The sequence below is a fragment of the Amycolatopsis sp. 505 genome (assembly GCF_031625235.1).
In the GTDB taxonomy this organism is placed as follows: domain Bacteria; phylum Actinomycetota; class Actinomycetes; order Mycobacteriales; family Pseudonocardiaceae; genus Amycolatopsis.
In genome coordinates this window covers 164,949-188,347 of sequence record NZ_JACKQP010000014.1, presented here as the reverse complement: position 1 = coordinate 188,347, position 23,399 = coordinate 164,949, and the positions used below count along the sequence as shown (strand labels likewise).

General features: G+C 73.5%; 20 protein-coding genes. 8 read left to right on the top strand and 12 right to left on the bottom strand.

What is annotated here, in order from left to right; all coding sequences use genetic code 11:
* Positions 1-24 precede the first annotated feature (24 nt).
* Genes H5965_RS41005 through merB form a run of 5 tightly spaced genes read right to left on the bottom strand, consistent with a single transcriptional unit; the run spans position 25 to position 5,042 of the window.
* Positions 25-804, bottom strand: coding sequence for an LLM class F420-dependent oxidoreductase (locus tag H5965_RS41005; protein ID WP_310976458.1), 780 nt, complete (start codon positions 802-804; stop codon positions 25-27).
* Positions 801-1,727 carry a phytoene/squalene synthase family protein gene (locus H5965_RS41000; RefSeq protein ID WP_310976457.1) on the bottom strand — a complete coding sequence of 309 codons (927 nt, stop codon included), beginning with the start codon at positions 1,725-1,727 and terminating at the stop codon, positions 801-803. Before H5965_RS41000 ends, H5965_RS41005 begins: the two co-directional genes overlap by 4 nt.
* Positions 1,724-3,196, bottom strand: a complete 1,473-nt coding sequence (gene crtI / locus H5965_RS40995) for a phytoene desaturase family protein (RefSeq protein WP_310976456.1) — start codon at positions 3,194-3,196, stop codon at positions 1,724-1,726. Before crtI ends, H5965_RS41000 begins: the two co-directional genes overlap by 4 nt.
* Before the next feature lies 1 nt (position 3,197).
* Positions 3,198-4,289 (bottom strand): polyprenyl synthetase family protein, encoded by a 1,092-nt coding sequence (locus tag H5965_RS40990; protein ID WP_310976455.1) that lies wholly within the window; start codon positions 4,287-4,289, stop codon positions 3,198-3,200.
* Positions 4,290-4,349: 60 nt separating this feature from the next.
* A complete protein-coding gene (gene merB, locus H5965_RS40985) occupies positions 4,350-5,042 on the bottom strand; it encodes an organomercurial lyase (protein WP_310976454.1) in 693 nt (230 codons plus the stop codon).
* Between the two features lie 49 nt (positions 5,043-5,091).
* Between merB and metF the strand changes: the two genes are divergently transcribed.
* From metF to H5965_RS40970, 3 genes are all read left to right on the top strand, one after another.
* The gene (metF, locus tag H5965_RS40980; RefSeq protein WP_310976453.1) at positions 5,092-5,976 is read left to right on the top strand and encodes a methylenetetrahydrofolate reductase [NAD(P)H]; all 885 of its coding nucleotides are present in this window, start codon (positions 5,092-5,094) and stop codon (positions 5,974-5,976) included.
* A 42-nt stretch (positions 5,977-6,018) separates the two neighbouring features.
* A complete protein-coding gene (locus tag H5965_RS40975) occupies positions 6,019-7,701 on the top strand; it encodes a DUF885 domain-containing protein (protein WP_310976452.1) in 1,683 nt (560 codons plus the stop codon).
* Positions 7,702-7,917: 216 nt separating this feature from the next.
* Positions 7,918-8,781, top strand: coding sequence for a DMT family transporter (locus H5965_RS40970; RefSeq protein WP_396136991.1), 864 nt, complete (start codon positions 7,918-7,920; stop codon positions 8,779-8,781).
* Positions 8,782-8,800: 19 nt separating this feature from the next.
* On the opposite strand, the gene H5965_RS40965 is transcribed toward H5965_RS40970, so the two are convergent.
* Together H5965_RS40965 and H5965_RS40960 are read right to left on the bottom strand one after the other, a co-directional pair.
* The gene (locus H5965_RS40965; RefSeq protein WP_043783214.1) at positions 8,801-9,373 is read right to left on the bottom strand and encodes a GNAT family N-acetyltransferase; all 573 of its coding nucleotides are present in this window, start codon (positions 9,371-9,373) and stop codon (positions 8,801-8,803) included.
* Positions 9,370-9,882 carry a YbaK/EbsC family protein gene (locus H5965_RS40960; RefSeq protein WP_310976450.1) on the bottom strand — a complete coding sequence of 171 codons (513 nt, stop codon included), beginning with the start codon at positions 9,880-9,882 and terminating at the stop codon, positions 9,370-9,372. Before H5965_RS40960 ends, H5965_RS40965 begins: the two co-directional genes overlap by 4 nt.
* A 168-nt stretch (positions 9,883-10,050) precedes the next feature.
* On the opposite strand from H5965_RS40960, the gene H5965_RS46265 reads away from it, so the two are divergent.
* The 5 genes from H5965_RS46265 to H5965_RS40935 all read left to right on the top strand — a co-directional run bounded on the left by H5965_RS46265 (position 10,051) and on the right by H5965_RS40935 (position 14,359).
* Complete coding sequence (locus H5965_RS46265) at positions 10,051-11,235, top strand: SAV_6107 family HEPN domain-containing protein (RefSeq protein WP_396136990.1); 1,185 nt, start codon at positions 10,051-10,053, stop codon at positions 11,233-11,235.
* A complete protein-coding gene (locus H5965_RS40950; RefSeq protein WP_310976449.1) occupies positions 11,225-11,992 on the top strand; it encodes a maleylpyruvate isomerase family mycothiol-dependent enzyme in 768 nt (255 codons plus the stop codon). Before H5965_RS46265 ends, H5965_RS40950 begins: the two co-directional genes overlap by 11 nt.
* A 58-nt stretch (positions 11,993-12,050) precedes the next feature.
* A complete protein-coding gene (locus tag H5965_RS40945) occupies positions 12,051-12,782 on the top strand; it encodes a VOC family protein (protein WP_310976448.1) in 732 nt (243 codons plus the stop codon).
* Positions 12,783-13,016: 234 nt separating this feature from the next.
* Positions 13,017-13,223, top strand: coding sequence for a hypothetical protein (locus H5965_RS40940; RefSeq protein ID WP_310976447.1), 207 nt, complete (start codon positions 13,017-13,019; stop codon positions 13,221-13,223).
* 56 nt (positions 13,224-13,279) lie between these two features.
* Positions 13,280-14,359, top strand: a complete 1,080-nt coding sequence (locus H5965_RS40935; protein ID WP_396136989.1) for a GNAT family N-acetyltransferase — start codon at positions 13,280-13,282, stop codon at positions 14,357-14,359.
* Between the two features lie 4 nt (positions 14,360-14,363).
* On the opposite strand, the gene def is transcribed toward H5965_RS40935, so the two are convergent.
* The 5 genes from def to pdxA form a co-directional block, all read right to left on the bottom strand.
* Complete coding sequence (gene def / locus H5965_RS40930) at positions 14,364-14,864, bottom strand: peptide deformylase (RefSeq protein ID WP_310976446.1); 501 nt, start codon at positions 14,862-14,864, stop codon at positions 14,364-14,366.
* 286 nt (positions 14,865-15,150) lie between these two features.
* Positions 15,151-19,821 carry a DEAD/DEAH box helicase gene (locus H5965_RS40925; protein WP_310976445.1) on the bottom strand — a complete coding sequence of 1,557 codons (4,671 nt, stop codon included), beginning with the start codon at positions 19,819-19,821 and terminating at the stop codon, positions 15,151-15,153.
* Complete coding sequence (locus H5965_RS40920) at positions 19,814-20,602, bottom strand: DeoR/GlpR family DNA-binding transcription regulator (RefSeq protein ID WP_310976444.1); 789 nt, start codon at positions 20,600-20,602, stop codon at positions 19,814-19,816. Before H5965_RS40920 ends, H5965_RS40925 begins: the two co-directional genes overlap by 8 nt.
* On the bottom strand, positions 20,574-21,851 hold the full coding sequence (locus tag H5965_RS40915) for an MFS transporter (protein ID WP_310976443.1): 1,278 nt from the start codon (positions 21,849-21,851) through the stop codon (positions 20,574-20,576). Before H5965_RS40915 ends, H5965_RS40920 begins: the two co-directional genes overlap by 29 nt.
* Complete coding sequence (pdxA, locus tag H5965_RS40910) at positions 21,848-22,876, bottom strand: 4-hydroxythreonine-4-phosphate dehydrogenase PdxA (RefSeq protein ID WP_310976442.1); 1,029 nt, start codon at positions 22,874-22,876, stop codon at positions 21,848-21,850. Before pdxA ends, H5965_RS40915 begins: the two co-directional genes overlap by 4 nt.
* Between the last annotated feature and the right edge of the window lie 523 nt (positions 22,877-23,399).

Here is a 23,399-nt window from a genome sequence, read left to right as displayed (position 1 = left end):
GGCGGGTCCCGGCCACCGGGCAACTCAGCCCTGGGTCTTGTCGCGCCAGGCGATCCAGGACTTCAGCGCGTCGAGGTCGTAGTCCGGGCCGCCGACGCCGACGGTGAACGTCGTGACGCCCAGCTCCAGGAGCTTCGGCCCCAGCTCGTCCGGGTCGCCCTGGACGCCGCACGAGCGCTCGATCTCGGCCGGGTCGCGGCCGACGTCCGCGCAGTGCTGGTCGAGGATCTTGACCTTGCGGCCGACGACCTCCGGGTCGCCGAAGCCGTGCCAGATGTCGCCGTGCTTGGCGACCAGCTTGAGCGTCTTCTTCTCGCCGCCGCCGCCGATGAGCACCGGGATCTTGCGGGTCGGTGCCGGGTTCAGCTTGCCCAGGCGCGACTCGATGCGCGGGAGGGACTCGGCGAGGTCGTCGAGCCGGCCGCCGGCGGTGCCGAACTCGTAGCCGTACTCGTCGTAGTCCTTCTCGAACCAGCCGGAGCCGATGCCGAGGATGAGCCGGCCGCCGGAGATGTGGTCGACCGTGCGGGCCATGTCGGCGAGCAGCTCGGGGTTGCGGTAGCTGTTGCAGGTGACGAGCGCGCCGATCTCGACCCGGGACGTCGACTCCGCCCACGCGCCGAGCATCGTCCAGCACTCGAAGTGCTTGCCCTCGGGCTCGCCGTACAGCGGGTAGAAGTGGTCCCAGTTGAAGACGATGTCGGCCCCGAGGTCTTCGGCGGCCGACGCGGTGCGCCGGATGCTGTCGTAGTCGGCGTGCTGCGGCTGGAGCTGCAGGCCGATCCGGATGCGTCGTTGGGTCATGATCGCAGCCTACGACCGCCGCGGAACGTCTCGCGCGCCCAGACCGCGGCCAATGGGGGTAGTGCGACCACCAGCCTCCGCGACTTCGGCACCACCGCCCGCCGCGTCAGGATGTCGTAGTCCAGGGCCACGATCTCGTCCAGGATGCCCTCGTACAACGTCAACGCCGTCCGCACGCACGGGCGCGATTCCGGACGCAGCAACGCCACCCCCGCCTCGGCCCGCCGGTACACCGCCCGGGTGCGCGCGACGAAGTACGCCAGCGCCGCCCGGATCCGCGGGTCCGGGGCGCGCCGCTCCAGCATCGAGCGCGAGACGCCGAACGCGGCCAGCTCGTCGAGCGGCAGGTAGAGCCGTCCCCGGTCGAGGTCCTCGCCGACGTCGCGGAGGAAGTTCGTCAGCTGGAACGCCTCGCCGAGCGCGATCGCGCCCGGCTCCGCGTCCGCCACGGCGCCCACCGTGCCGAACACCGGCAGCATCTGCAGCCCGATCACCGCGGCCGAGCCGTACATGTAGTCCCCGAGCTCGCCGAACGTCCGGTATTCGACCGGCGAAAGGTCCATCCGCATCGACTTCAGGAACGCGTCGAACAGCTCCCGTGCGAGGCCGTGGCGCCGCACGGTGTCCGACAGCGCCGCCAGCACCGGGTCGTCCGGCGTGCCGCCCGCGAAGACGACGTCGACCATCTCGCCGACCGCGTCCAGGGAAGCCGCCGGATCGCTGCCCGGTGCCGGGTTGTCGACCAGCTCGTCCGCCATCCGCGCGAAGCCGTACAGCGTGTGCGCCGCCGGCCGGGCGCGGGCCGGCAGCAGCCGCGTCGCGAGGAAGAACGTGCGGCCGTAGTGGGCGTTGATGCGGCGGCACTCGGTGTACGCCGCCCGCAGCTCCGGCGAACGGATGCCCGCCGCGTCGAGTTCGTTCACCGGCCGGTGATCCGTTCCGCCGCCAGCCGGCCGGAGATGAGCACCGGCGGGATGCCGACGCCGGGCGTGGTGCCGCAGCCGGCCAGCACGACGTTCCCGGCCGCGCGGACCAGGTTCGCCGGCCGGAACGGGCCGGTCTGGGTGAACGTGTGCGCCAGTGAGAACGGCGTCCCGGCGGTGAGCCCGCGCGCCGCCCAGTCCGCCGGGGTGATCGTCTCGTCGACGCTGAACTCGCCGCCGAAGCCGGTCAGCCCGCGCGCTTCCAGGGTCCGCAGCAGCTCTTCGCGGTACGGCCCGCGGACGCGCTCCCAGTCGATCGGCCCGCGGCGCAGGTTCGGCGCGGGCGCGAGCACCGAGACGATCTCTCCGCCGCGCCCGGCCAGCCCCGGGTCGGTCGCCGTCGGCCGGGTGACCAGCAGCGACGGGTCGCTCATCAGCTTGCCTTCGCGGATGATCTCGGCGAACGTCCGCTCCCAGGCGCCGCCGAAGAAGATGGTGTGGTGCCCGAGGTCCCACTTTTCGCCGGTCCGCCCGTGCAGGACGACGGCCGACGGCGAATAGCGCAGCGGCAGCGGACGGCGGGGCCGCGCGCCGAGGAGCCGGTAGGCCGTGCCGAGCTCGGTGGCCAGCACGACGGCGTCGCAGGCGATCCGCTCGCCCGAGCGCGTCCGGACCGCGCGCACCCGCGAATGCACCCGCTCGAGCCACGCGGCCTCGGTCCCGAACCGCACGTCCGCGCCCGCTCGCGCGGCGGCCCCGGTCATCGCCCGGCCGATCTCGCCCATCCCGCCTTCGGGGTAGTAGACGCCGCCGACGGTGTCCATGTAGGCGATGACGCCGTACGCGCCGATCGCGCGGGCCGGGTCGAGGCCCGCGTAGAGCGCCTGGAAGGTGAAGAGCCGCCGCACGCGCTCGTCGAGCAGGTACCGCCCGACGCGCGGGCCGAGCCGCCCGAAGCCGCCCAGCGCGGCCAGGCGGGCCAGCTCGGGGCGGGCCAGGTCGAGCGGCGAGTCGAAGTTCGCGGCCAGGAAGTGGTCCTTCTGCGCCGCGTACAGCTCGGTCAGCCAGCGGCGCAACGCCCGGTAGCCGGCTGCTTCGCGGGCGCCGGCGAAGGCGCGGATTTCGGCCTCCATCGCGTCGCCGTCGGTGCGCAGCGCCAGTGAACTGCCGTCGGCGAACCGCGCCTGGTAGGCCGGGTCGAGCCTGGTCAGGCGCAGGTTCTTGGCCAGCGGCTCGCCGACCGCGGCGAACGCCTCTTCGAGCAGTTCCGGCATGGTGAGCACGCTCGCGCCGGTGTCCACGGCGTTGCCGTCGAAGCTCTGCTGCCCGGCTCGCCCGCCCGGGACGTCCGCCTGTTCCAGCAGCGTGACCTGCCGTCCCGCGCCGAGCAGGTGCAGGGTCGCCGAAAGGCCGGCCAGTCCCGCGCCGATGACGACGACGTGGTCGGCCGGTGCGTCGAGCGTGCGCACGTCAGTACGTCCGCTGGGTGGCCTTGACGACCAGCCCGGTCAGCGCCGCGGGCGCGGGCTCGGCCAGGTGCGCGCGGTCCAGCGCGGCCATCGCCGCCGACGTCAGCTCGTCGATCCGGCGCTCGACCGCGTCGACCGCGCCGACCTGCTGCAACGCCATCCGGACGGTCTCGACGCCTTCGTCGGACAGGTCCGCGTCGCCGATCGCGTCCGCGATCACCGTGGCCGCGGCCTGCTCGTCCTTCTCGGCCGCGAGCTGCAGGCCGAGCGCGACGAGCAGGGTGCGCTTGCCCTCGCGCAGGTCGTCCCCGGCGGGCTTGCCGGTGACCGACGGGTCGCCGAAGACGCCGAGCAGGTCGTCGCGCAGCTGGAACGCCACGCCGACCTCGCCGCCGAACTCCAGCAGCGTGGCGATCAGTTCCGGCGACGCGCCGCCGAGGGCGGCGCCCAGGTGCAGCGGCCGCTGCACGGTGTAGGCGGCGGTCTTGAGCCGGTCGATCTTGAGCGCGGCCTCGACCGAGGCGTCCCCGGTGGCCTGCGTGCGGACGTCGAGGTACTGCCCGGCGAGGACTTCGGTGCGCATCGCGCGCCAAGCCGGGCGCGCCGCGGCGAGCGTCTCCGCGGGCAGGGGCGCGTCCGCGAACATGTCGTCGGCCCAGGCCAGCGCCAGGTCGCCGACCAGGACCGCGGTGGCCAGGCCGAACGTCGCGGGGGAGCCGAGCCAGCCGCGGTCGGCGTGCAGCTTCGCGCCCGCGATGTGCACCGTCGGGTTGCCGCGGCGGGAGTCGGAGGAGTCGATGAGGTCGTCGTGGATCAGCGCGCACGCCTGGATCAGCTCCAGGCTGGACACCGCCTGCAGCACGCCCTCCGCGTCCGGGCCCGCCGGGTCGCCGCCCGCGCCGCGCCAGCCCCACCAGGCGAACGTCGGGCGCAAGCGTTTGCCGCCGCCCAGCACGAACCCGCGCAGCGCGTCGATCCCGGCGGCCACGGTGGGCTCGGTGGCGAGGATCGCGGTGCCCGCCCGATCGAGGAACCCGGCCAGCGCGCGCTCGACGTGGGCGGGCAGGTCACTGTCGGCGGCGGGCGCGTTCATCCCGCCATCCTCGCCGAACCCGCGCAGGCGGGGCCCGCCGGGGCCCCCGGATGTGGCGAATCAGACTCCGGCCGTGGCCGGGGCCCAGAACGGCCCGGTGAGGCCCGCCTCGGCGAAGTAGGCGACCGCGCTGTCCGGTTCTCGCCGCCGGTAGCCGCGCTCGAGCCGGCCCGCGTACCAGCCGCGGGCGAGCCGCCAGAGCGTGACGAGATCCATGACGTACCCCTTGGCCTGCGCGGTCGCCGCGAGCCAGGCGTCCACACAGGACTCGCAGCAGAACAGCCGCTGGTGGCCGCAGGTGTGCAGCACGTCGTCCCACATCCGCGCGGCGGGGACGAGGAAGTGCGCCACCTGCGCGCCCTCCGGCGGCGCCGTGCGGTTCACGACCAGGGCGTGCGGCTGGGCGCAGCCGGGGCAGCGGGTGGCGACCAGCACCTCGGGCTCGTCGTCGACCAGGTGGGGGATGGCGAACGAGTCCCACGCGCAGCCGCCCCACCAGAGCGTGTGCGAGCCCATCACGGAGAACCCGAGCGGCTTCGCCGCGAACGGGTGGGCCAGCACGACGTGCTCGCACTCGTCGAGCACCAGGTGGTGGGCGTCGGCGAGGCGGTGCAGCGCCTGCTTGGCGACGGCCAGGGACCCGCCCGCGGCGTCGGCCAGCTCCGGCCCGGTCGGCGCGCGGCCGCGGTCGGCGAAGGCGTGGTAAACGGCCAGGCGCACGTCTTCGTCCCAGCTCGCGTCGTCGTACCTCATCGCTCACTCCTGTATCGAGTCTAGAGCCGGGACCCTTAACATTCGAGGTATGACGTCGGTGATCGAGCGGTTGCGAGGAGACGGGCCGAAGTTCTCCATCGAGTTCTTCCCACCCCGGGACGCGGCGGACGAGGCCGTCCTGTGGAAGGCCATCCGGGAACTCGAGCCGTACGACCCGGCCTACATGTCGATCACCTACGGGGCCGGCGGCTCCAGCCGCGACGGCACGGTCCGCAGCATCGCCCGCGTCGCGACCGAGACGACGCTGGTGCCGATGGCCCACCTGACCGCGGTCAACCACTCCGTCGCCGAGCTGCGGAACGTGATCGGCTGGTACGCCTCGGTCGGCGTCCGCAACATCCTCGCGCTGCGCGGCGACCCGCCCGGCGACGTCTACGGCGAGTGGATCCCGCACCCCGAAGGCCTCACCTACGCCGAAGAGCTGGTGCAGCTGGTCCGCGAGCTGGGCGACTTCTGCGTCGGCGTGTCGGCGTACACCTACGGCCACCCGCGTTCGTCCGACCTCGAGTCGGACACGAAGTACCTGGTCCGCAAGCTGCGCGCGGGCGCGGACTTCGCGATCGCGCAGCTGTTCCACGACCCCGAGGACTTCCTGCGCCTGCGCGACCGGGTCGCCGCGACCGGCTGCGACGTGCCGGTGCTGCCCGGGGTCATGCCGCTGACGACGATGCGGACCCTGCAGACGACGATCAAGCTGTCCGGCGCGCCGGCCCCCCGCAAGCTCCTGGACCGGCTCGAACCGCTGGCCGACGACCCCAAGGCGTTCCGCGCGGCGGGCATCGACGTCACCACGGAGCTGTGCGAGAAGCTGATCGCCGAGGGCGTGCCGAACCTGCACTTCTACACGTTCAACCGGTCGAAGGCGACGCGCGAGGTGATCGCCCGGCTGGGCCTCGTCCCGGCCCGTGCTTAAGTACGTACCACCAGGTACGGGTGGCCCGGTAGCGTGCCGGACATGGCTTCTACTGCTTCCGAAGGCGTGCACGAAATCTGTGACCGGTACGTCGACGACTACGCGGCCGCCGACCCGGTCGCGGCGACCGCGCACGGGATCGCCGGCCACGACCACCGGCTGACCGACTACTCGGCGGACGGGTACGCCGAGCGCGCCGGCCTGGCCGCGCGGGCGCACGCCGCCGTCACCGCCGCCGAGCCGCGGGACGCCGCCGAGCGCGCGGCGAAGGCCGTGTTCACCGAGCGCGTCGGCCTGGAGCTGGAGATCCACGAGGCCGGCCTGGACGTGGCGAGCCTGAACGTCATCTCCAGCCCGGTGCAGGAACTGCGGATGGCGTTCGACCTGATGCCCCGGGAAACCGAGCGGGACTGGGCGGTCCTCTCGGACCGGATCGCCGAGGTCCCGCAAGCGCTGGCGAACATCCGCAGCGGCCTGCTTTCGGCGTCCGACGCGGGGCACGTCGCGGCGCTGCGGCAGGTCGCGAAGGTCGCGGAGCAGTGCGAAACGTGGGCGGGGCTGAAGGAGGAGACGGGCTTCTTCACCGAGCTCGCCGGCGGCGCGGCGCCGGAGGGGCTGCAGGCCGACCTCGGGCGTCACGCGCGGGCCGCCGACGAGGCGTTCGCGGAGTTCGCCGGCTTCCTGCGGGCCGAACTGGCCCCGAAGGCCCCGGTCAAGGACGCCGTCGGCGAGGACGTCTACCGCCTGTGGTCCCGGTTCTTCGTCGGCGCCACGCTGGACCTGCGGGAGGCGTACGACTGGGGCTGGGCGGAGTTCGCCCGGATCGAGGCCGAGATGCGCGCGGTGGCGAACCGGATCAAGCCGGGCGCGTCCGTCGCGGAGGCCGCGGCCGCTCTCGACGCGGACGCGCGGTACCGCATCCGCGGCCGCGCGGAGTTCGAGGCGTGGATGCAGCGCCTGTCCGACGACGCCCTGGAGTCGTTGCGCGGCAAGCACTTCGACATCTCCGACCGGGTGATGGCCCTGGAGTGCAAGATCGCCCCGCCCGGAGGCGGCGTCGGCGCGTACTACACGGGACCGAGCGAGGACTTCGTGCGGCCGGGCCGCATGTGGTGGTCCCTCCCGGCGGGCCGTGACGAATTCAGCACCTGGCGCGAGACGAGCACGGTGTACCACGAGGGCGCACCGGGTCACCACCTCCAGATCGCGACGGCGGTGGACCAGTCGGGCGGGCTGAACAAGTACCAGAGGCTGCTGGCGTTCACCTCGGGCCACGCGGAGGGCTGGGCCCTGTACGCGGAGCGCCTGATGGAGGAACTGGGCTACCTCGCCGACGACGGCGACCTGCTGGGGATGCTGTCGGAGCAGCTGTTCCGCGCCGCCCGCGTGGTGGTGGACCTCGGCATGCACCTGGAGCTGGGGATTCCGGCGGGAACGGGCTTCCACGAAGGCGAGCGGTGGACGCCGGAGCTGGGCCTGGAGTTCATGCTCACCCGCACGATCACGGACCAGGCCCACATCCGCGACGAGATCGACCGCTACCTGGGCTGGCCGGGCCAGGCCCCGGCGTACAAGATCGGCGAGCGCCTCTGGCTGACGGCCCGCTCCGAGGCCCAGGCCCGCGCCGGAGCGGGGTTCGACATCAAGCGGTTCCACACGGAGGCGCTCAAGCTGGGCGGGATGGGCCTGGACACGCTGCGGGAACAGCTGTCCCAGCTGGACTGAGCACTCGGGGGCGGGGCCACCGTAAACCGGTGGCCCCGCTTCGCTTCTCCCCGATAGGTTTCCTCCGTGCGCCGAATCCTCTTCGTCACCCCACCGCCTCGCGCCTGAGCGGGGTGGTCCTCCGCCGCGTGGCCTTCGGGGCCCGCGGCTGATTCGTGGTGCGCACTCACCCCGCGTCGTCGATCTCCGTTTTTCCTTCGACGCAGGAGCGTTCCCTTGGTGTCTCTGTCCACGCGCGCCCATTCTTCGGCCGCGCTCGTTCTCGCCGGTGTCCTCTGGGGCACCGGTGGCCTCGCCGGCTCGCTGCTTGCCCGGCGGGCCGGCCTCCATCCGCTCGCAGTCGCCGACTACCGGCTGCTCGTCGGCGGCGCCGTCGCGACCCTCCTCCTGAACGGCCGTTCCCTTCCCCGCACCGCGGAGGCCGCCCGGCGCGTCCTGGCCGTCGGCGGGCTGTTCGCCCTCTTCCAGGCGAGCTACTTCGCGGCCGTCGCGCTCAGCTCGGTGAGCGTCGCGACCATGACCACGATCGGCGCCGCGCCCGTCTTCGTCACCCTCGCGTCAGTGCGGAAACTCCGCCGCTGGACGCTGGTCTCGGTGACGGGCACCCTCGCCGGACTGGTGCTGCTCCAGTGGTCACCGGGCGAAGCGATCTCGTTCGGCGGCCTCGGTTTCGCGCTGCTCGCGGCGGCCGGTTTCGCCACCCTCACGCTGGTCACCGCGAAGCCCGTCGAAGGCCTGGACCCGCTGTCGACGACGGGGTTCGGCTGCCTCGCCGGCGGCCTGCTGCTCCTGCCGGCCGCGAGCTGGTCGGGCATGGCGGTCCCGCTGCACGCGGACGTCCTCGCGATCGTCTGCTACCTCGGCGCTGTCCCGACAGCGCTCGCGTACGCCGCGTACCTGCGCGGCCTGGCCGATGCGCACCCCGTGCTCGGCTCGCTCTCGGCGGTCCTGGAGCCGCTGACGGCCGCGGTGCTCTCCGCCGCGCTGCTCGGTGAGCGGCTGAGCGTCACGGCCTGGTGCGGCGCCGCCGTGCTGGTCGCGGCGCTGGTCGTCGGCTACTGGCGGCCCGAGCCGCGGTGAGGGCTTGCTGCCCCTCGGCTCAGCGCGGGTCGAGGGGCAGCGCCCGCCCCAGGATCGCGAACGGCCGCGGGTCGCCGGCGAAGTGGTAGTCGCGCAGGACGTCGACGAAGCCGGTGCGGCGGTAGAGCTTCCACGCCCGGCTCGTGCCCTCGGGCGTCGACAGCAGCACGTTCGCGCTCGGGACGCCTTCCAGGAGGCTGCGCAGCAGGTCCTCGCCGATCTGGTGGCCCTGGTTCTCCGGCCGGACGTGGATCTCGGTCAGCTCGAAGTAGTCCGACAGCCACCGGTCGGCCTCGGCGGCCCCGGACCGGCGGCTCAGGCCGTGGCGCACCTGCTCGTGCCACCACTGACCGGCCCGGCCGCGGTAGCCGTAGGCCACGCCGAGCAGGACGTCGTCGGCGTCGAGCGCGGCCATGCAGCGCCAGCCCTCGCGCAGCGCGTGGGTGAGCCACATCGGCGCGCGCTGCTCGGCGGTGCCCGCCGGGTACCGCATCGCCCGGACGTAGATGTCGAGCGCTTCGGGCAGGCGGGCGCGGAACTCGTCCGCGGAGAGCTGGACGTACCGGGAGCAGCCGGCGGGCATCGCGGTCACGGCTGTCCATCCTCCTCCGCGCCGCCGAGCGCGCCCGGGGTGCCCCCGGTCAAGGCGACCAGCCCGGCGAAGGTCGTGGGGAAGACGGCCTTCGGGTGCCCGGCGGCGGCCCAGACGACGTCGTGCTCGCGCAGCGCGGTGTCGACCAGGGTCGGCAGCGGCGACGGGTGCCCCACGGGGGCGACACCGCCGATCGGCTGCCCGGTGTGCGTCCGCACGAAATCGGGGTCGGCCTTGCCGATTTCGCCCCCGGCCAGCCGTTCGAGGGTCGCCGGATCGGCGCGGTGGGCACCCGAGGTGAGGGCGAGGAGCGCTTTTTTGTCGGACCCCAGGCGGAAGATGAGGCTGTTGGCGATGGCCCCGACGGGCACGCCGAGTGCCTCGGCCGCCTGAGCGGCGGTCCGGACCTCGGCGGGCAGGACACGGATGCCCTCGGCGGCGCCGCGCTGCCCGGCTTCGGCCAGCGCGGCCGCCACCTTGGCGACGGCGGGGTGCTCCAGCGAACTCATGAACCTATGAGATCACGGCACCGACCTGGTGTCCCGCACCACGCCCCCTGGGGTTGAGCGGGCACCGGGTCGGGGGTTACTCTGGAAATTGTTCGAACAGGCGTTCGACATCGGTGAGTGGGCACCGGTCAGGTGCCCGGGGCTCACCCGCGCAGGAGGAGGGTCGCCATGTCCGTCAAGGTCGTGTCCCCCACGGATCCCGGGCAGCCGGAGCTGCCCATGTCGCTGCGCCCGCAGCCGTCCCCGGCCGGTGCCCGGCGCTCCCGGCAGTGCGTGTCGCCGGCAGCGGAGTCGCGGCAGCGCCCTGCGTCGGCGGTGGATTCCCGGCAGCCGCAGCTGCCGATCGCCCTGTGCACCTCGGGAGCCGAGCTTCCGGCCCCGGAGATTCCCGAGCAGACCCGCCCGGCGGACATCGACTCCGGCCGGCCTGTCGCGGATTCGAGGCAGCTCGAGCTGTCGGCTGCGGAGCCGTCCGGGCAGCCGGTCGCGCCGCCCGCCTCCGGCCGGCCCGCCGCGTTCGAGCCGCAGCCGGTGGCGCCGTCTTCTGCCGGCTCGGGCCAGTCGGTCGCGCAGCCGCAGTCGGTGGCACCGTCCGCTTCCGTTCAGCCCGCCGCGTTGGCGGAGGCATCGCAGCCGGAGCTGCAGCAGCCTGCTGTCGCCGAGCCTGGGCGGCTTGAGCTGTCGGCCGCGGAGCCGGCCGGGCAGCCGGTGGCACCGTCCGTTGCCGGTTCCGGCGAGCCCGCCACGCTGGCGGATGCGCCGCAGGCCGAGCCGCGGCCGGTCGTGTCGTCCGCTGCCGGCTCCGGCGAGTTCGCCAAGCCGCAGGCCCAGCCGCCCGTGGCCGATCTGCCGGCTCCCGGAGCCCCGGCCGCCGGTGCGCCCGAACTCCCCATGGAGCTCCGCCCGCCCGGCGCCGACTCCGACCAGTCGCAGCTGCCCATGTCCCTGCGCCCGCCCGCGTCGCCGGCCGCCGCCGGGTTGCTGGCCCAAGCGCGGCGGGGGCTGGCCGAGGCCGCTCAGGAAACCCGGCCCGCCGAACGCTTCATCGGTGCCTACCTCGCCGCCCTTCGCGGGGCCGCCGCCGTGCTCGCCGCCCGGGGGCGGCCGCACCGGGGGCGGGCCCGGCCCGCCAGCACCTGGGTGCTGCTCGACTCCGTCGCCCCCGAGCTGCGCGAATGGTCCGCCTTCTTCGCCAGCAACTCGGCCACCCGCGCCGCCGCGCAGGCCGGGATCACCGGGAAGGTCACCGCCGAGTCCGCCGCCGGGCTGGTCGGGGCCGCCACGCCGTTCCTCGAGCTCGTCCGCCGTCTCGTGCACGGCCTGCCGATCACCGGGGAAGCCCATGTCGCGTGAGCACGGCCCGGTCGACCAGGGGCGGTTGCTCACGGCGTTGGGAATCGAAGGCAGGCTGCTCGCCGAAGCGGTGCACGCGGCGCCGACCGAAGCGCCGGTGCCCGCTTGTCCCGGCTGGTCGCTCGGCGAGGTCGCCCGGCACGTCGGGAGCCTCTACCGGCTGGTCCGGCGCCGGCTGACCGACGGCCGCAGCCCCGAAGACTGGCCACGCGAGCCCGAGCCGGGCCAGAGCCTGCGCGCGTTCCTGGAGGAGGGCCTCACCGAACTGCTCGACGAGCTCGCCGCGCACGACCCGGAGGACCGCGCCGACACCTGGTGGCCGGCCGACCGGACCTACGGGTTCTGGCGCCGGCGGATGCTGCACGAGACGGTCGTCCACCGGGTGGACGTCGAGCAGGCGTCGGGCGCCGAGCCGCGCGGCGTGCCCGAAGACGTCGCGATCGACGGCATCGACGAGGTGCTCACCCTGTGGTTCGGGCAGAAGCTCCCGATGCTCGGCCTGACCGGCACGAAGGCGGGCTCGGTCGGCGTCCGCGCCGGCGCGCACAGCTGGATCGCGCGGGCCGGTCCCGTCACGACCGAGGCCTGGCGCTGTTCGGCCGCGGAGGCCGAGGCCGCGGACGACGTCGTCACGGCCAAACCCGCGCAGATCTACCTGTGGCTCTGGGGCCGCGCGTCCCTGACCGCGGTGACCGTGCGCGGCGTGCACGACCAGGCGGCCCAGCTCTGGGCGCTGCTGCGGCTCGCGACCCGATGACCCGGCCGGTGGGGAAGCCGAACCGGAATTGTCGGAGGTGGCGGTTAGCCTGCGGCGCATGACCACGCGCCTGGTGAACCTGGTGATCGACGCGGCGCGGCCGGAAGTCCTGGCGGACTTCTGGGCCGCGCTGCTCGGCTGGCACGTCGCCGTCGAGGAGCCCGGCGAGATCGACGTCCGGGCTCCGAAAAGCGACGGCTGGGACCTGGACCTCGTCTTCGTGCCGGTCCCCGAACCCAAGGAGGTCAAGAACCGCATCCACCTGGACCTGGCGAGCACGACCCCGGAGCACCAGGCCGAGCTGGTGGCGCGCGCCCTGGAGCTGGGCGGCCGCCGGGTCGACGTCGGCCAGGGCGACGTGCCCTGGGTGGTGCTCGCGGACCCGGAAGGCAACGAGTTCTGCGTCCTCGAACCCCGCGAGCGGTACGCGGACACCGGCGCGGTGGCGTCGATCCTGGTCGACGCCCGCGACCCGGAGCTCCTGGCGGGCTTCTGGGCGGGAATCACCGGCCGCCCGATCCAGGCCCGCGAAGGTGACGTCCTGGTGGGGCTGCGCGCGCCGTCCGGCCGGGGGCCGTGGCTGGAGTTCCTGCGCAACGACGACGTCAAGAGGGGCAAGAACCGCGTGCACCTGGACGTCGCGCCCCCGGCGGAGGCCGATCACGCCGCAGCGGTGACGCAGGTCATCGCGGCCGGTGCGGCGCCGGCGGACCTGGGCGGTCCCGCGCTGCCGTGGCGGGTGCTGACCGATCCGGAGGGCAACGAGTTCTGCGTGCTCACCCCGCGCTGACCCAGCTTGGGGATCATGGAGATCTTCGACTGGCAGGGGCGCCGGATCGCCTGGGATCGCGCCGGATCGGGGCCCGCGGTGGTGTCGCGCACGACTACGGCGGCGCGGTTTCCCTGCGCGCCCACCTGGTCACCGGCGTACCGTACGCGTCGCTGCTGATGGCCGACGCCGTGGCTCGGACCGGAGGGGCAGCCGGCGTTCTACCGCCAGATCGCCGCGTACGACGAGCACTATTTGGTCGAGAACGAGGATCGGCTGGACCGGATCGACCTGCCCGTGCGCGTGCTGTGGGGCGTCGAAGACACGTGGATCCCGCAGGCCACCGGCGACCGGCTCGCCGCCGCCATCCGTGGCGCGGCGTTCGCCCCGGTCGCGCTGGCCACCGAGCTGCGGTCCTGGCTGAGTGTTTCGGCGGCGTTGCCGGGTCGCGTCGAACGCTGACCTGCGCGAAACACCGGCGTCCTGGAGCGGCAACAACCCCGGGGGACCGTGGGGGCATGGAGACTTCCAGAGCGTTGCCCCAGCCGGGCCGGACGGCCGTCGCCGAGGAGCCGGCGGCGCCGTCGGCGTGGCGGGTGCGGATCCGGATGCACGACCACCCGGGCACCCTCGCCCGCATCGCCATCCGGCTCGCCGACCTCGAGTGCAACATCCTCGGTCTGTCCGTGCTGCCGGTGCCGGGCGGAGTGCTCGACGAGATCGTGCTGCGCCCGGCGACCGGCCTGCCCCGGCGGCACCTGGTCGACGCCATCCGCGCCGAGGGCTGCGAGTGCACGGCGATCATCGACGCCGACGTCCACGAGCTCGTCGACCCGTCGGCATCGACGCTGCTCGCGGCCCGCCGCGCGATCGACGACCCGGCGCGCCTGGCGGAAGTGCTGAAGGACGTGCTGGCCGCGGACGTCGTCACGCTCGTCCCAGCCGCCGAGGCGAACCCGGCGCGCACGGAGAGCGGGCACCGGGCGGTGTTCGCGCTGACCGACGGAGGCGCGCTGGTGGCGCGCCGCCAGTGGGCGCCGTTCGTGCAGCTGGAGCTGACCCGCGCCGAAGCGCTGGTGACGCTGCTGGCGGCAGCGGCCCGGAACGCGGCCGGCCCGGTGGTCCTCGACCGCCCGGACGGCGCGGCGATCGTCCTGCGCAAGGGCGTCCCCGGCGACGCCGACGCGGTGGCCGAGCTGCACCGACGCTGTTCGATGGCGACGTTGTTCCGCCGCTACCACACGGGGGTGCGGACGGTCCCGCGCCGCCGCCTCCACCGGCTGCTGGTGCCCCCGCGCGGCACGAGCGTGCTGGCGGTGTTCGGCCGCGAGGTGATCGGCCTGGCCCAGCTCATCCCGACGCTGACCGGCGGAGCGGAGATTTCCCTGCTGGTGGAGGACGACTGGCAGCAGCAGGGAATCGGAACGGCCCTCCTGGCGCGGCTCGCGGTGCTGGCGGAGGCCCAGGGCATCAGGGAGCTGTCCGCCGAGTGCTTGGCGGGCGACGACATCCTGCCCCGCACGGCGGCCCGCGCCGGCCTGCGCACAGAACGCAGCATCGACGACGGCGCCCGGCTGAGGCTGTTCTTGCCGGCGTGAGCCGTCAGCGCTTCCAGAACCAGTCTTTGCCGCGCGCCTCACGCAGGGCGGTCTTCTTGCGCTCGGCGGTGAGCCGGTCGAGGTAGAGAACGCCGTCGAGGTGGTCGGTTTCGTGCTGCAGGCACTGGGCCAGCACGTCTTCGCCTTCGACCTCGATGGGCTCGTTGTGGACGTCGACGCCGCGCACCTTCGCGTGTTTCGCGCGCTTGGTGGGGAACCACAGTTCCGGCACGGACAGGCAGCCTTCGTCGATCTCGTGTGTCTCTTCGGACAGTTCGACGATCTCGGGGTTGATGACGTACCCGGTCAGCCCGGCAACGTCGTAGCTGAAGACGCGAAGCCCCACGCCGATCTGCGGCGCGGCCAGCCCCGCGCGCCCGGCGGGCTTGACGGAGTCGACCAGGTCCCGCACGAGCGCCTCGAGCTTCTCGTCGAACACGGTGACCGGATCGCAGACGGACTTGAGGATCGGATCCCCGAAATAGCGCAGTTCGCGCATCGCCATGAGCAGAACATCCTTCGTGCGTGTCGGACTGGCAGCTTAGGGCAGCGAGGAAGCCGATCGCGCGGGAATCGCCAACCAGCCTCGCTTGCCGACGGCTTGGGTTGCGCTGCCTGGGGTCGAGGGTGGAGTGCGCGGTGCGGCGGACCGACCGGCTTCGGCGTGATGGGTGCGGCGCGGCGGGTCGGCTTCGGCGGGATCGGCGGGCAATCGCGGCGGCGGTGAAGGGCCGGGCTGGCGATTCCAGCCCGCTCGCCCGGCCTGCCCGGGCTCGGCGGCCCGCCCTGGTCTAGGCGCGTAGGCGCAGGCCGGAGGGGGTGGCTCGGAAGCCTGCCTCCTGCAACACCTCCGCCAGCTCCGAGGTCAGGGCCTGCTCGCCGTCCGCGCGTTGGACCGACAGCTGACCCAGCCAACCTTCGCGGACCGCTGCCGACAATGCCTGGGCCGCCTCTGCGAGTGGCTGGCGCTCCTCTGTGAAACTCAGCAGGGATCGGCCTCCTCTCTCCACGTACAGGGCCGGGACTCCGTCGACCAGGACCGCCAGTGCGCCCGCCTTGCGGGCGGGGCGGTGTTTCGTGTCGCCCGTTGCCGCCGGCCAGGGGAGGGCTGCGCCGTACGGTTGGGCCGGGTCCGCCGCCGCCAGGACTACTGGGCGGCCCGGGGCCGGGCGGCCTGGGCCGGACAGGGCGCGCAGGCGGTCGACCGCGCCCTTCGCCGCGAACTGGGCCGCGCCGAGGCCCTCCACCACGTAGCCGCGGATCACCTGGCCCGTGTCCTCCATGCCGCGCAGGACCTTGTAGATCCCGGAGAACCCACCCGTGACGCGTTCGGTGTCCAGTGCGCCGCGGGTGAGGACGCCGTGGCGCTCCAAGAACGCTTCCGTCCTCGCGTGGGCGCGGCGGGTTGCGTCGGTTTCCCGGGGTGGGGTCAGTGCCCAGCGGCCCGCGACCGTCGGCGGGCCGGATCGCGATGGCATCTGGGGCCGCCCCGCCCGCAGCCGTGCGTAGCGGCCGCGAGGCGCCTGGCGACGGGGCTTGTGGGCGCCGTGCCCGGCGACCTGTGCCCGCAGTGGGCCGAGGGTGTCGCCTGTGACCAGCCCGGCCCAGACCAGGTCCCACAGCGCCGCCACGACTTCGGCGTCGTTGGGGGCCTTGTCCACCAGCACCGTCGCGCGGTCCACCAGCTGGCGGAAGAACAGCGCGCCACCCTCCAAAGTGGACACGATCGCGTCGTGCAGCGGGCCGGTCGGGATGTCCTCGACGACTTCGGGCAGCAGGAGATCGGCCACGTCGGTCGGGGCCAGCGCGATCCAGCCGTCGCCGCCGGACAGGGCGCCGCAGCCCGCCCACGTCACTTCGCCCGCCGTCGTCAGCTCGTCCAGCAGGGCGGGGGAGTAGCCCGGCAGCCGTCCAGGCAGGATCAGCGACTCCACCGCGCTCGCCGGCAACGGCGCCCCGGCGAGCTGCTCGACCACCGACAGCACGTCGTCCGCTGTCGGGGCCGCCCGGACGCGGCCGCCGAACCCGTGCCACGCGGGCAGGAACCGGCCCAGCGCCGCCGGTTCGACCGGTTCGACTTCGGCGCGCAGCTTCGCCAGCGACGCCCGCCGAAGCCGGCGCAGCACCGCCGCGTCGCAGTACTCGACTCCGACGCCGTGGGTTTCGGGATGGCCGACCGGGCTCAGCTCGCCGCGGACCAGGCGGCCTTCCCCGGTCATCCGGTCGAGCACGCCGGTGACGACCGCCGTGCCGAGCCCGAACCGCGCGGCCGCGTCCGCCGCCGCGAACGGGCCCCGGCCGCGGGCGTAGCGCGACAGCAGGTCCCCGAGCGGGTCCGCCACCGGTTCGGTGAACGCCTCGGGCACGCCCACCGGCAGCGCGGTGCCCAGCGCGTCACGTACCCGGCCGGCGTCCTCGATCGCCAGGAACCGTTCCGCGCCGCCGATCCGCACCCGGATCGCCCGCCGGGCCGCTTCCAGCTCGGTGAGCCACTCGGCCTGGATCCCGCGTTCCGCGGCCTCCTCGACGGTCAGGTCGCCGAGGAACCGCAGCAGGTCGGCGGCGTCCTCGGCCGAGCGGGCGTGCCTGTCCGGATCGAGCCGCTGCAGCGACCGTTGCACTTCGGCGACGGCTTCGGGATCCAGCAGCTCGCGGATCGCCTCGGTGCCCAGGAGCTCGGCCAACAGCGCCGAATCCAGCGACAGCGCCGCCGCCCGCCGCTCGGCCAGCGGTGCGTCGGTCTCGTACAGGAACATCCCGATGTAGCCGAAGAGCAGGCTGCGCGCGAACGGCGACGCGGCCGGCGTTTCGACCTCCACCAGCCGGACCTTGCGGGCCCGGACGTCGGCCATCAGCTCACGCAGGCCGCTCACGTCGTAGACGTCCTGCAAAACCTCCCGCATGGCCTCGAGCACGACCGGGAACCGCTCGTACTTCGCCGCGACCGACAGCAACTGTGACGCGCGTTGCCGTTGCTGCCACAGCGGAGTCCGCCGCCGCGGATCCCGGCGGGGGAGCAGCAGCGACCGGGCCGCGCACTCCCGGAACCGGGCAGCGAACACGGCCGAGCCGCCGACTTCGGCGACGATCAGCTGCTCGACCTCCTCGGGGTCGAGCAGCACGTCGTCCGCGCCGATGGTGACTTCGCCACCGTCAGCGTCCAGGGCGTCCGGCAGCCGCAGGACGATGCCGTCGTCGGAGTGCGCCACCTGCGCGTCCACCCCGCGGTTTTCCCGCAGCCGCGCGGCGATCGCGAGGGCCCACGGCGCGTTCACCTGCGCGCCGAACGGCGAGTGCACGACGATCCGCCAGTCGCCGAGCTCGTCGCGGTAGCGTTCCAGCAGGATCGTCCGGTCGTTCGGGACGTGCCGGGTGGCGGCCTTCTGCTCGGCGAGGTAGGCGAGCAGGTTGTCGCACGCCCGCTCGTCCAGCCCCGCCGCCTCGGCCCGCTCGCGCGCCTTCTCATCGTCCGAAGTGGACAGTTCGCGGACGAACTTCCCGAGCGCCCGGCCCAGTTCCAGCGGGCGGCCCGGCGCGTCACCCTTCCAGAACGGCATCCGCGCCGGTTCGCCCGGCGCCGGCACCACGATGACGCGGTCGTGCGTGATGTCGGTGATCCGCCACGACGACGTGCCGAGCAGGATGGTGTCGCCGACGCGCGACTCGTACACCATCTCTTCGTCGAACTCGCCGACGCGCGAGCCGGGCTTGTCGTCCGCGCCCGGCGTCATGACGGTGAACAGGCCGCGGTCGGGGATGGTGCCGCCCGACGTGACGGCCAGCCGCTGCGCGCCGGGCCGCCCGCGCAGCTCGCCGCCGATGCGATCCCAGGTGATCCGCGCCCGCAGCTCGCCGAACTCCTCGCTCGGGTAACGGCCGGCCAGCATGTCGAGCACCGCGTGGAGGGCGTCGTCGGGCAGCGCCGCGAAGGGGGCCGCCCGCCGGACCAGCGAGGCCAGGTCCGGCACCGTCCACGGCTCCAGCGCCACCATGGCGACGACGTGCTGCGCCAGGACGTCCAGGGGGTTGCGGGGGTAGCGGACCGCCTCGATCGCGCCGGTCGCCATCCGCTCCGCGACGACCGCGCAGGAGACGAGGTCCCCGCGGAACTTCGGGAACATCACCCCGGACGACACCGCGCCGACCTGGTGCCCGGCGCGGCCGACGCGCTGCAGCCCGGACGCCACCGTCGGCGGCGCCTCGATCTGCACCACCAGGTCGACGGCGCCCATGTCGATGCCCAGTTCCAGCGACGACGTCGCCACCACGCACGGCAGCTGCCCGGACTTCAGCGACTCCTCGACGTGCGTGCGCTGCTCCCGCGACATCGACCCGTGGTGGGCCCGGGCGATCACCGGCGGCGCCCCGGTGCTCACGCCGGACTGCGCGATGGCTTCGGCGGGGAACGTGTCGGCTGGGGTGAGCTCGGTCTGCTCGGCGGCGAGTTCGTTGAGCCGGGCGGTGAGCCGCTCGGTGAGCCGGCGCGAGTTGGCGAAGACGATGGTCGAGCGGTGCGCGCGGATCAGGCTCAGCACCCGCTCCTCGACCGCCGGCCAGATCGACGGCCGCTGGACGGGGTTGCCGGCCATCTCTTCGAGGGTGCCCAGGCCACCCGGCGCGATGTCCCCGGGCGGGAAGGCCTCGGTCAGCGACTCCAGGGATTCCAGCGCGTCGAGCGGGCTCGGCGCCGGGCCGCTGCGGGGCGCGTCGAGGTTGCTCATGTCCTCGACCGGGACCTCGACGCGGACCTCGATGGTCTTCGCCAGCTTCGGCTGGACCACGCGCACCGGCCGGCCGCCCGCCAGGAACGCGCTCACCTCGTCGATCGGGCGGACCGTCGCCGACAGGCCGATCCGCTGCGCCGGCTTCGGCAGCAGCGCGTCCAGCCGCTCCAGGGAGAGCGCCAGGTGCGCGCCGCGCTTGCCGCCGGCGACCGCGTGCACCTCGTCGACGATCACGGTCTCGACGCCGCGCAGCGACTCCCGCGCCGACGACGTGAGGATGAGGAACAGCGACTCCGGCGTGGTGACCAGCACGTCCGGCGGTGTCTTGGCGAACGCGCGGCGCTCGGCTGCCGTGGTGTCGCCGGTGCGCATGCCGACCTCGATGCCGGGCACCGGCAGCCCGAGCCGGCGGCTGGCCTGCGAGATGCCGGCGAGCGGGGCCCGCAGGTTCCGCTGGACGTCGACCGCGAGGGCCTTCAGCGGCGAGACGTACAGGATCCGGCAGCGCTTGGTGGCTTCCGCCGGTGGCGGCTCCACCGAGAGCCTGTCCAGCGCCCAGAGGAACGCGGACAGCGTCTTGCCGGACCCGGTGGGCGCGACGACGAGGGCGTGCTCACCCGCGTGCGCGGCCCGCCAGGCCCCTTCCTGCGCCGCGGTGGGCGCGGCGAAGGCCCCCGCGAACCAGTCCCGGGTCGCGGGGGAGAAGAGGTCGAGCACGTCAGTAGCCACGTCATTCATGATGCGCGGCACCACCGACAGTTTCCGGCGCGCTCGCCAGGATCACGCTGTGGGCGAACTGCGGGAACGTCACATCCACCCGCCGCTCGTCGGTGATGAGCCGGTACTCGCGGTCCAGGGGCGCCCAGTAGGAAAAAGGGGCCTGGTCCAGCTTGGAGCGGTCGGCCAGCACGTACGCCTGGCCGCCCGCGTGGAGCATCGCGTGCTTGACCACCGACTGCTCCAGTGACGGGCAGCACAACCCCCGGTCGGCGACCACGCCGTCCGCGCCCAGGAACACCCGATCGGGTGAGATGTGCCGCAGCTGCGCGAGCACGTTCTCACCGAGGATCGCTTCGCCGGGGTGCCGCAGCCGACCGCCCAGGACGATGAGGTCGATCCCGGAGAAGCCCGCGAGCTCGCGGATCGCGGTGACACCGTTGGTCACCACGGTCAGCTCCTCGCGGTGGGCGAGGTGGCGGGCGAGCCTGCCGGTGGTCGTGCCGGCGTCGAGCAGCACGACCTCGCCGTCCTGGACGAGCGCGGCGGCCTCGCGGGCGATCGCCTCCTTGGCGGCCGCGTGCTCCCGGTCCTTCTCGCGGGGGCTGCGTTCGGTGTCGAGCGCGCCGCCGTAGGTGCGGACGACGTGCCCGGCGCCGGCGAGCGAGGCGAGGTCGCGGCGGATCGTCGACTCGGAGACGCCGAACTCTTCGGCCAGCTCCGCGATGCCGCCGGCGCCGTCGCGGACGGCTTCCAGCAGCATCGCGCGCCGGTCACGGGTGCCTGGTCGCGGCTGGGACATGCGCCGACTCTTCCACAGTCGCGGGTTTCAGCCCGAAGAACGCCAGGCCGGCGGCCACGGCGAGGAACGCGGCCAGGACGACGAACCCGGTGGTCGCCGTGCCGGTGACGTCGGTGAGCCAGCCGACCAGGTACGGCCCGGCGAACCCGCCGAGGTTGCCCAGCGCGTTGATCAGGCCCATCGCCACGGCGACGACCTCGATGCCCAGGACCCGGCTGGGGATGGCCCAGAACGGCCCGTACGGCATGTAGACGCCGGTCGCGACGACGCAGAGCAGGACCAGCTGCACGGCCGCCGGCCAGTGCACGAGGTTGCCCAGCAGCAATCCGGCGATCGCGACGAGCAGCGGCACCGTGACCGCGAGCCGCCGGTTGCCGGTGCGGTCGGACCAGTGCGCGCAGGCGACCATCCCGGCCAGCGCCAGCACGTACGGCACGGCCGACAGGAAGCCGACCGCGGTGGCCGAGCCGCCCGTCATGGTCTTCACCACCGACGGCAGCCACAGGGAGAAGCCGTAGAAGCCGGTGATCCAGAAGAAGTAGACGCCGACCAGCAACAGCACCTGGTGGTTCGCCAGCGCCTGCCGGTAGCCCTGCTTGGCGAACGCCGGCTTCGCGTCTTCTTCGGCCTTCAAGGTGGTTTCGAGGTACTCGCGTTCCGCCGCGGAGATCCACCGGGCCTGCGCCGGCCGGTCGGCCACCGCGAACCACCAGACGACCGCCCACACCAGCGGCGGCAGCCCCTGCAGGACGAACACCCAGCGCCAGGACATGTGGTCGAGCATGAACCCGGACAGCGGCGACATGAGGATCGCCGAGATCGGCAGGCACGTCATCCACAGCGCGTTCGCCCGCGCCCGCTCCGCCTGCGGGAACCAGGACGCCAGCAGGATGAGCACCGCCGGCCACACACCGCCCTCGAACAGCCCGAGCAGCAGCCGGGCCAGGTGCAGCTGCGTTTCGTTCCGCACCAGGCCGCACAGCACCGCCGCGACCGCCCACGCGATCATCAGCAGCACCACGGTCTTGCGGGCGCTCCACTGCGCCGCCAGCACCGCCGCCGGGATCTGCAGCACGAGGTAGCCGACGAAGAAGATGCCGCTCGCCAGCCCTTTCGCGCTGGCGGACAACGGGAAGTCGGCGCCGATGTAGGGCAGGATCACCGCGACGTTCGTGCGGTCGAGGTAGGCCAGCATGTACATGACCACCGCGACCGGGATGACGTACGCCCAGCGCTTGCGGGGGATCACCGGAGGCCGGGCGGGTAGATGACCGGCAGTTTCCGCGCGTAGGGCGCCAAGGTGGCCGCGGCCTTGAACGCCGCCCGCATGGTGCCGTGCGACGCCCGGCCGGTGCCGGCGATGTCGAACGCGGTGCCGTGGTCGACCGAGGTGCGCAGGATCGGCAGGCCGACCGTCACCGACACCGTGCCGTCGAAGTCGTACGTCTTCGACGCGATGTGCCCCTGGTCGTGGTAGAGCGAGAGCACGCCGTCGAACCGGCCCTGGATCCCTTGGTGGAACACGGAATCCGCGGGGATCGGGCCGACCACGTCGAGCCCGGCCGCCCGCGCGGCGGCGACCGCCGGGGCGATCGCGACGATCTCCTCGTCGCCGAACTTGCCGTTTTCCCCGCCGTGCGGGTTCAACGCCGCCACGGCCAGTCTCGGTTTCTCCGTGCCGAAGACCTCCAGCGCGGTGTACGCCTCCCGGATCGCGTACTCGATGTTCTCGCGGGTGATCTGGTCGATCGCCTCGCGGAGGGAGAGGTGCCGGGTGGCGAAGAAGATCTTCAGCCCGGACACCCAGAACATCGTGTTGAACCGGGTCGACCCGGTCAGCTCGCCGAGCATCTCGGTGTGCCCGAGGTGCCGCGAGCCCGCCGCCCAGATGGCTTCCTTGTTGATCGGCGCGGTCACCACCGCGTCGACCTCGCCGGCCAGCGCGAGCCGGGTGGCGACCTCGATCGCCCCGACCGCGGCGGCCCCCGCTGTCGCGCTCACCTCGCCCCACGGCAGGTCTTCGGTGACGACGCCGAGGTTGAGCACGTCGATCACGCCGGTGGTGAAGCGCGCGTCGGCGACCGTGGCGATCGGGTTGATCTCCAGGTGCAGGCCCAGGTGCCGGACCAGGCGTTCCAGCACGATCGCGTCGCCCACCGCCACCCCGCGCGCCAGCTGGAGGGCTTCGGGCTCGGCGAGGGTCTTGAGGGTGATCTCCGGGCCGATGCCGACGGGGTCGCCGAGGGTGACGGCGAGAACGGGGAGGTCGCTCACGGGTTGTTCCTTCCGGTGGCCAGGACGTGGTTCAGGTGTTCCAGGCAGGCGACTGTGCCAACCGAGGGCCAGGGGCTCCGGCACCCGGACCCCCGAAATGCGGCGTGGGCGTCGCGTTTGCCGATCCGGTGCGTGCCGAGCACCAGTCGGGTGGCCTCCCCGAGGGCGGGCGAAAACCGGGCCGCCACCTCCGGGGCGACCGGTGTTCCGGGCGCGGGTGCACGTGCTCGCATGCCCACCACACGGTGGCCGGCGGCCAGGAGTTCGCGCGCGGCGGCGGCCGGGTGGGGCCTCTCCGGGGCGACGTCGCCGTACCGCGCGTCCAGCACGTGACCGAGGCCAGGGGATCCCGCGCCGCGGGACTTCCCGCCAGCGGCACGACGTCGACCGCCTGCGCCGCGTGTGGTGGCGGGACGTGCCGGGTACTCACGCTCACTGACAGCGCGTCGGTCCCGCTTTCCCACATTGAACCCTCCCTTTTGCGCAGTTCGAGCGGTCGAGTTGATCGAACTGCGCAACTATC

Excerpts from the sequence above, each read along its gene's own strand:
- H5965_RS40925 (WP_310976445.1), bottom strand. The coding sequence starts at position 19,821 with ATGAATGACGTGGCTACTGACGTGCTCGACCTCTTCTCCCCCGCGACC.
- metF (WP_310976453.1), top strand. The coding sequence starts at position 5,092 with ATGACGTCGGTGATCGAGCGGTTGCGAGGAGACGGGCCGAAGTTCTCC.
- H5965_RS40990 (WP_310976455.1), bottom strand. The coding sequence starts at position 4,289 with ATGAACGCGCCCGCCGCCGACAGTGACCTGCCCGCCCACGTCGAGCGC.
- H5965_RS40935 (WP_396136989.1), top strand. The coding sequence starts at position 13,280 with ATGGAGACTTCCAGAGCGTTGCCCCAGCCGGGCCGGACGGCCGTCGCC.
- H5965_RS41005 (WP_310976458.1), bottom strand. The coding sequence starts at position 804 with ATGACCCAACGACGCATCCGGATCGGCCTGCAGCTCCAGCCGCAGCAC.
- H5965_RS40960 (WP_310976450.1), bottom strand. The coding sequence starts at position 9,882 with ATGAGTTCGCTGGAGCACCCCGCCGTCGCCAAGGTGGCGGCCGCGCTG.
- H5965_RS40950 (WP_310976449.1), top strand. The coding sequence starts at position 11,225 with ATGTCGCGTGAGCACGGCCCGGTCGACCAGGGGCGGTTGCTCACGGCG.
- H5965_RS40945 (WP_310976448.1), top strand. The coding sequence starts at position 12,051 with ATGACCACGCGCCTGGTGAACCTGGTGATCGACGCGGCGCGGCCGGAA.
- def (WP_310976446.1), bottom strand. The coding sequence starts at position 14,864 with ATGGCGATGCGCGAACTGCGCTATTTCGGGGATCCGATCCTCAAGTCC.
- H5965_RS46265 (WP_396136990.1), top strand. The coding sequence starts at position 10,051 with ATGTCCGTCAAGGTCGTGTCCCCCACGGATCCCGGGCAGCCGGAGCTG.
- H5965_RS40920 (WP_310976444.1), bottom strand. The coding sequence starts at position 20,602 with ATGTCCCAGCCGCGACCAGGCACCCGTGACCGGCGCGCGATGCTGCTG.
- merB (WP_310976454.1), bottom strand. The coding sequence starts at position 5,042 with ATGAGGTACGACGACGCGAGCTGGGACGAAGACGTGCGCCTGGCCGTT.
- H5965_RS40975 (WP_310976452.1), top strand. The coding sequence starts at position 6,019 with ATGGCTTCTACTGCTTCCGAAGGCGTGCACGAAATCTGTGACCGGTAC.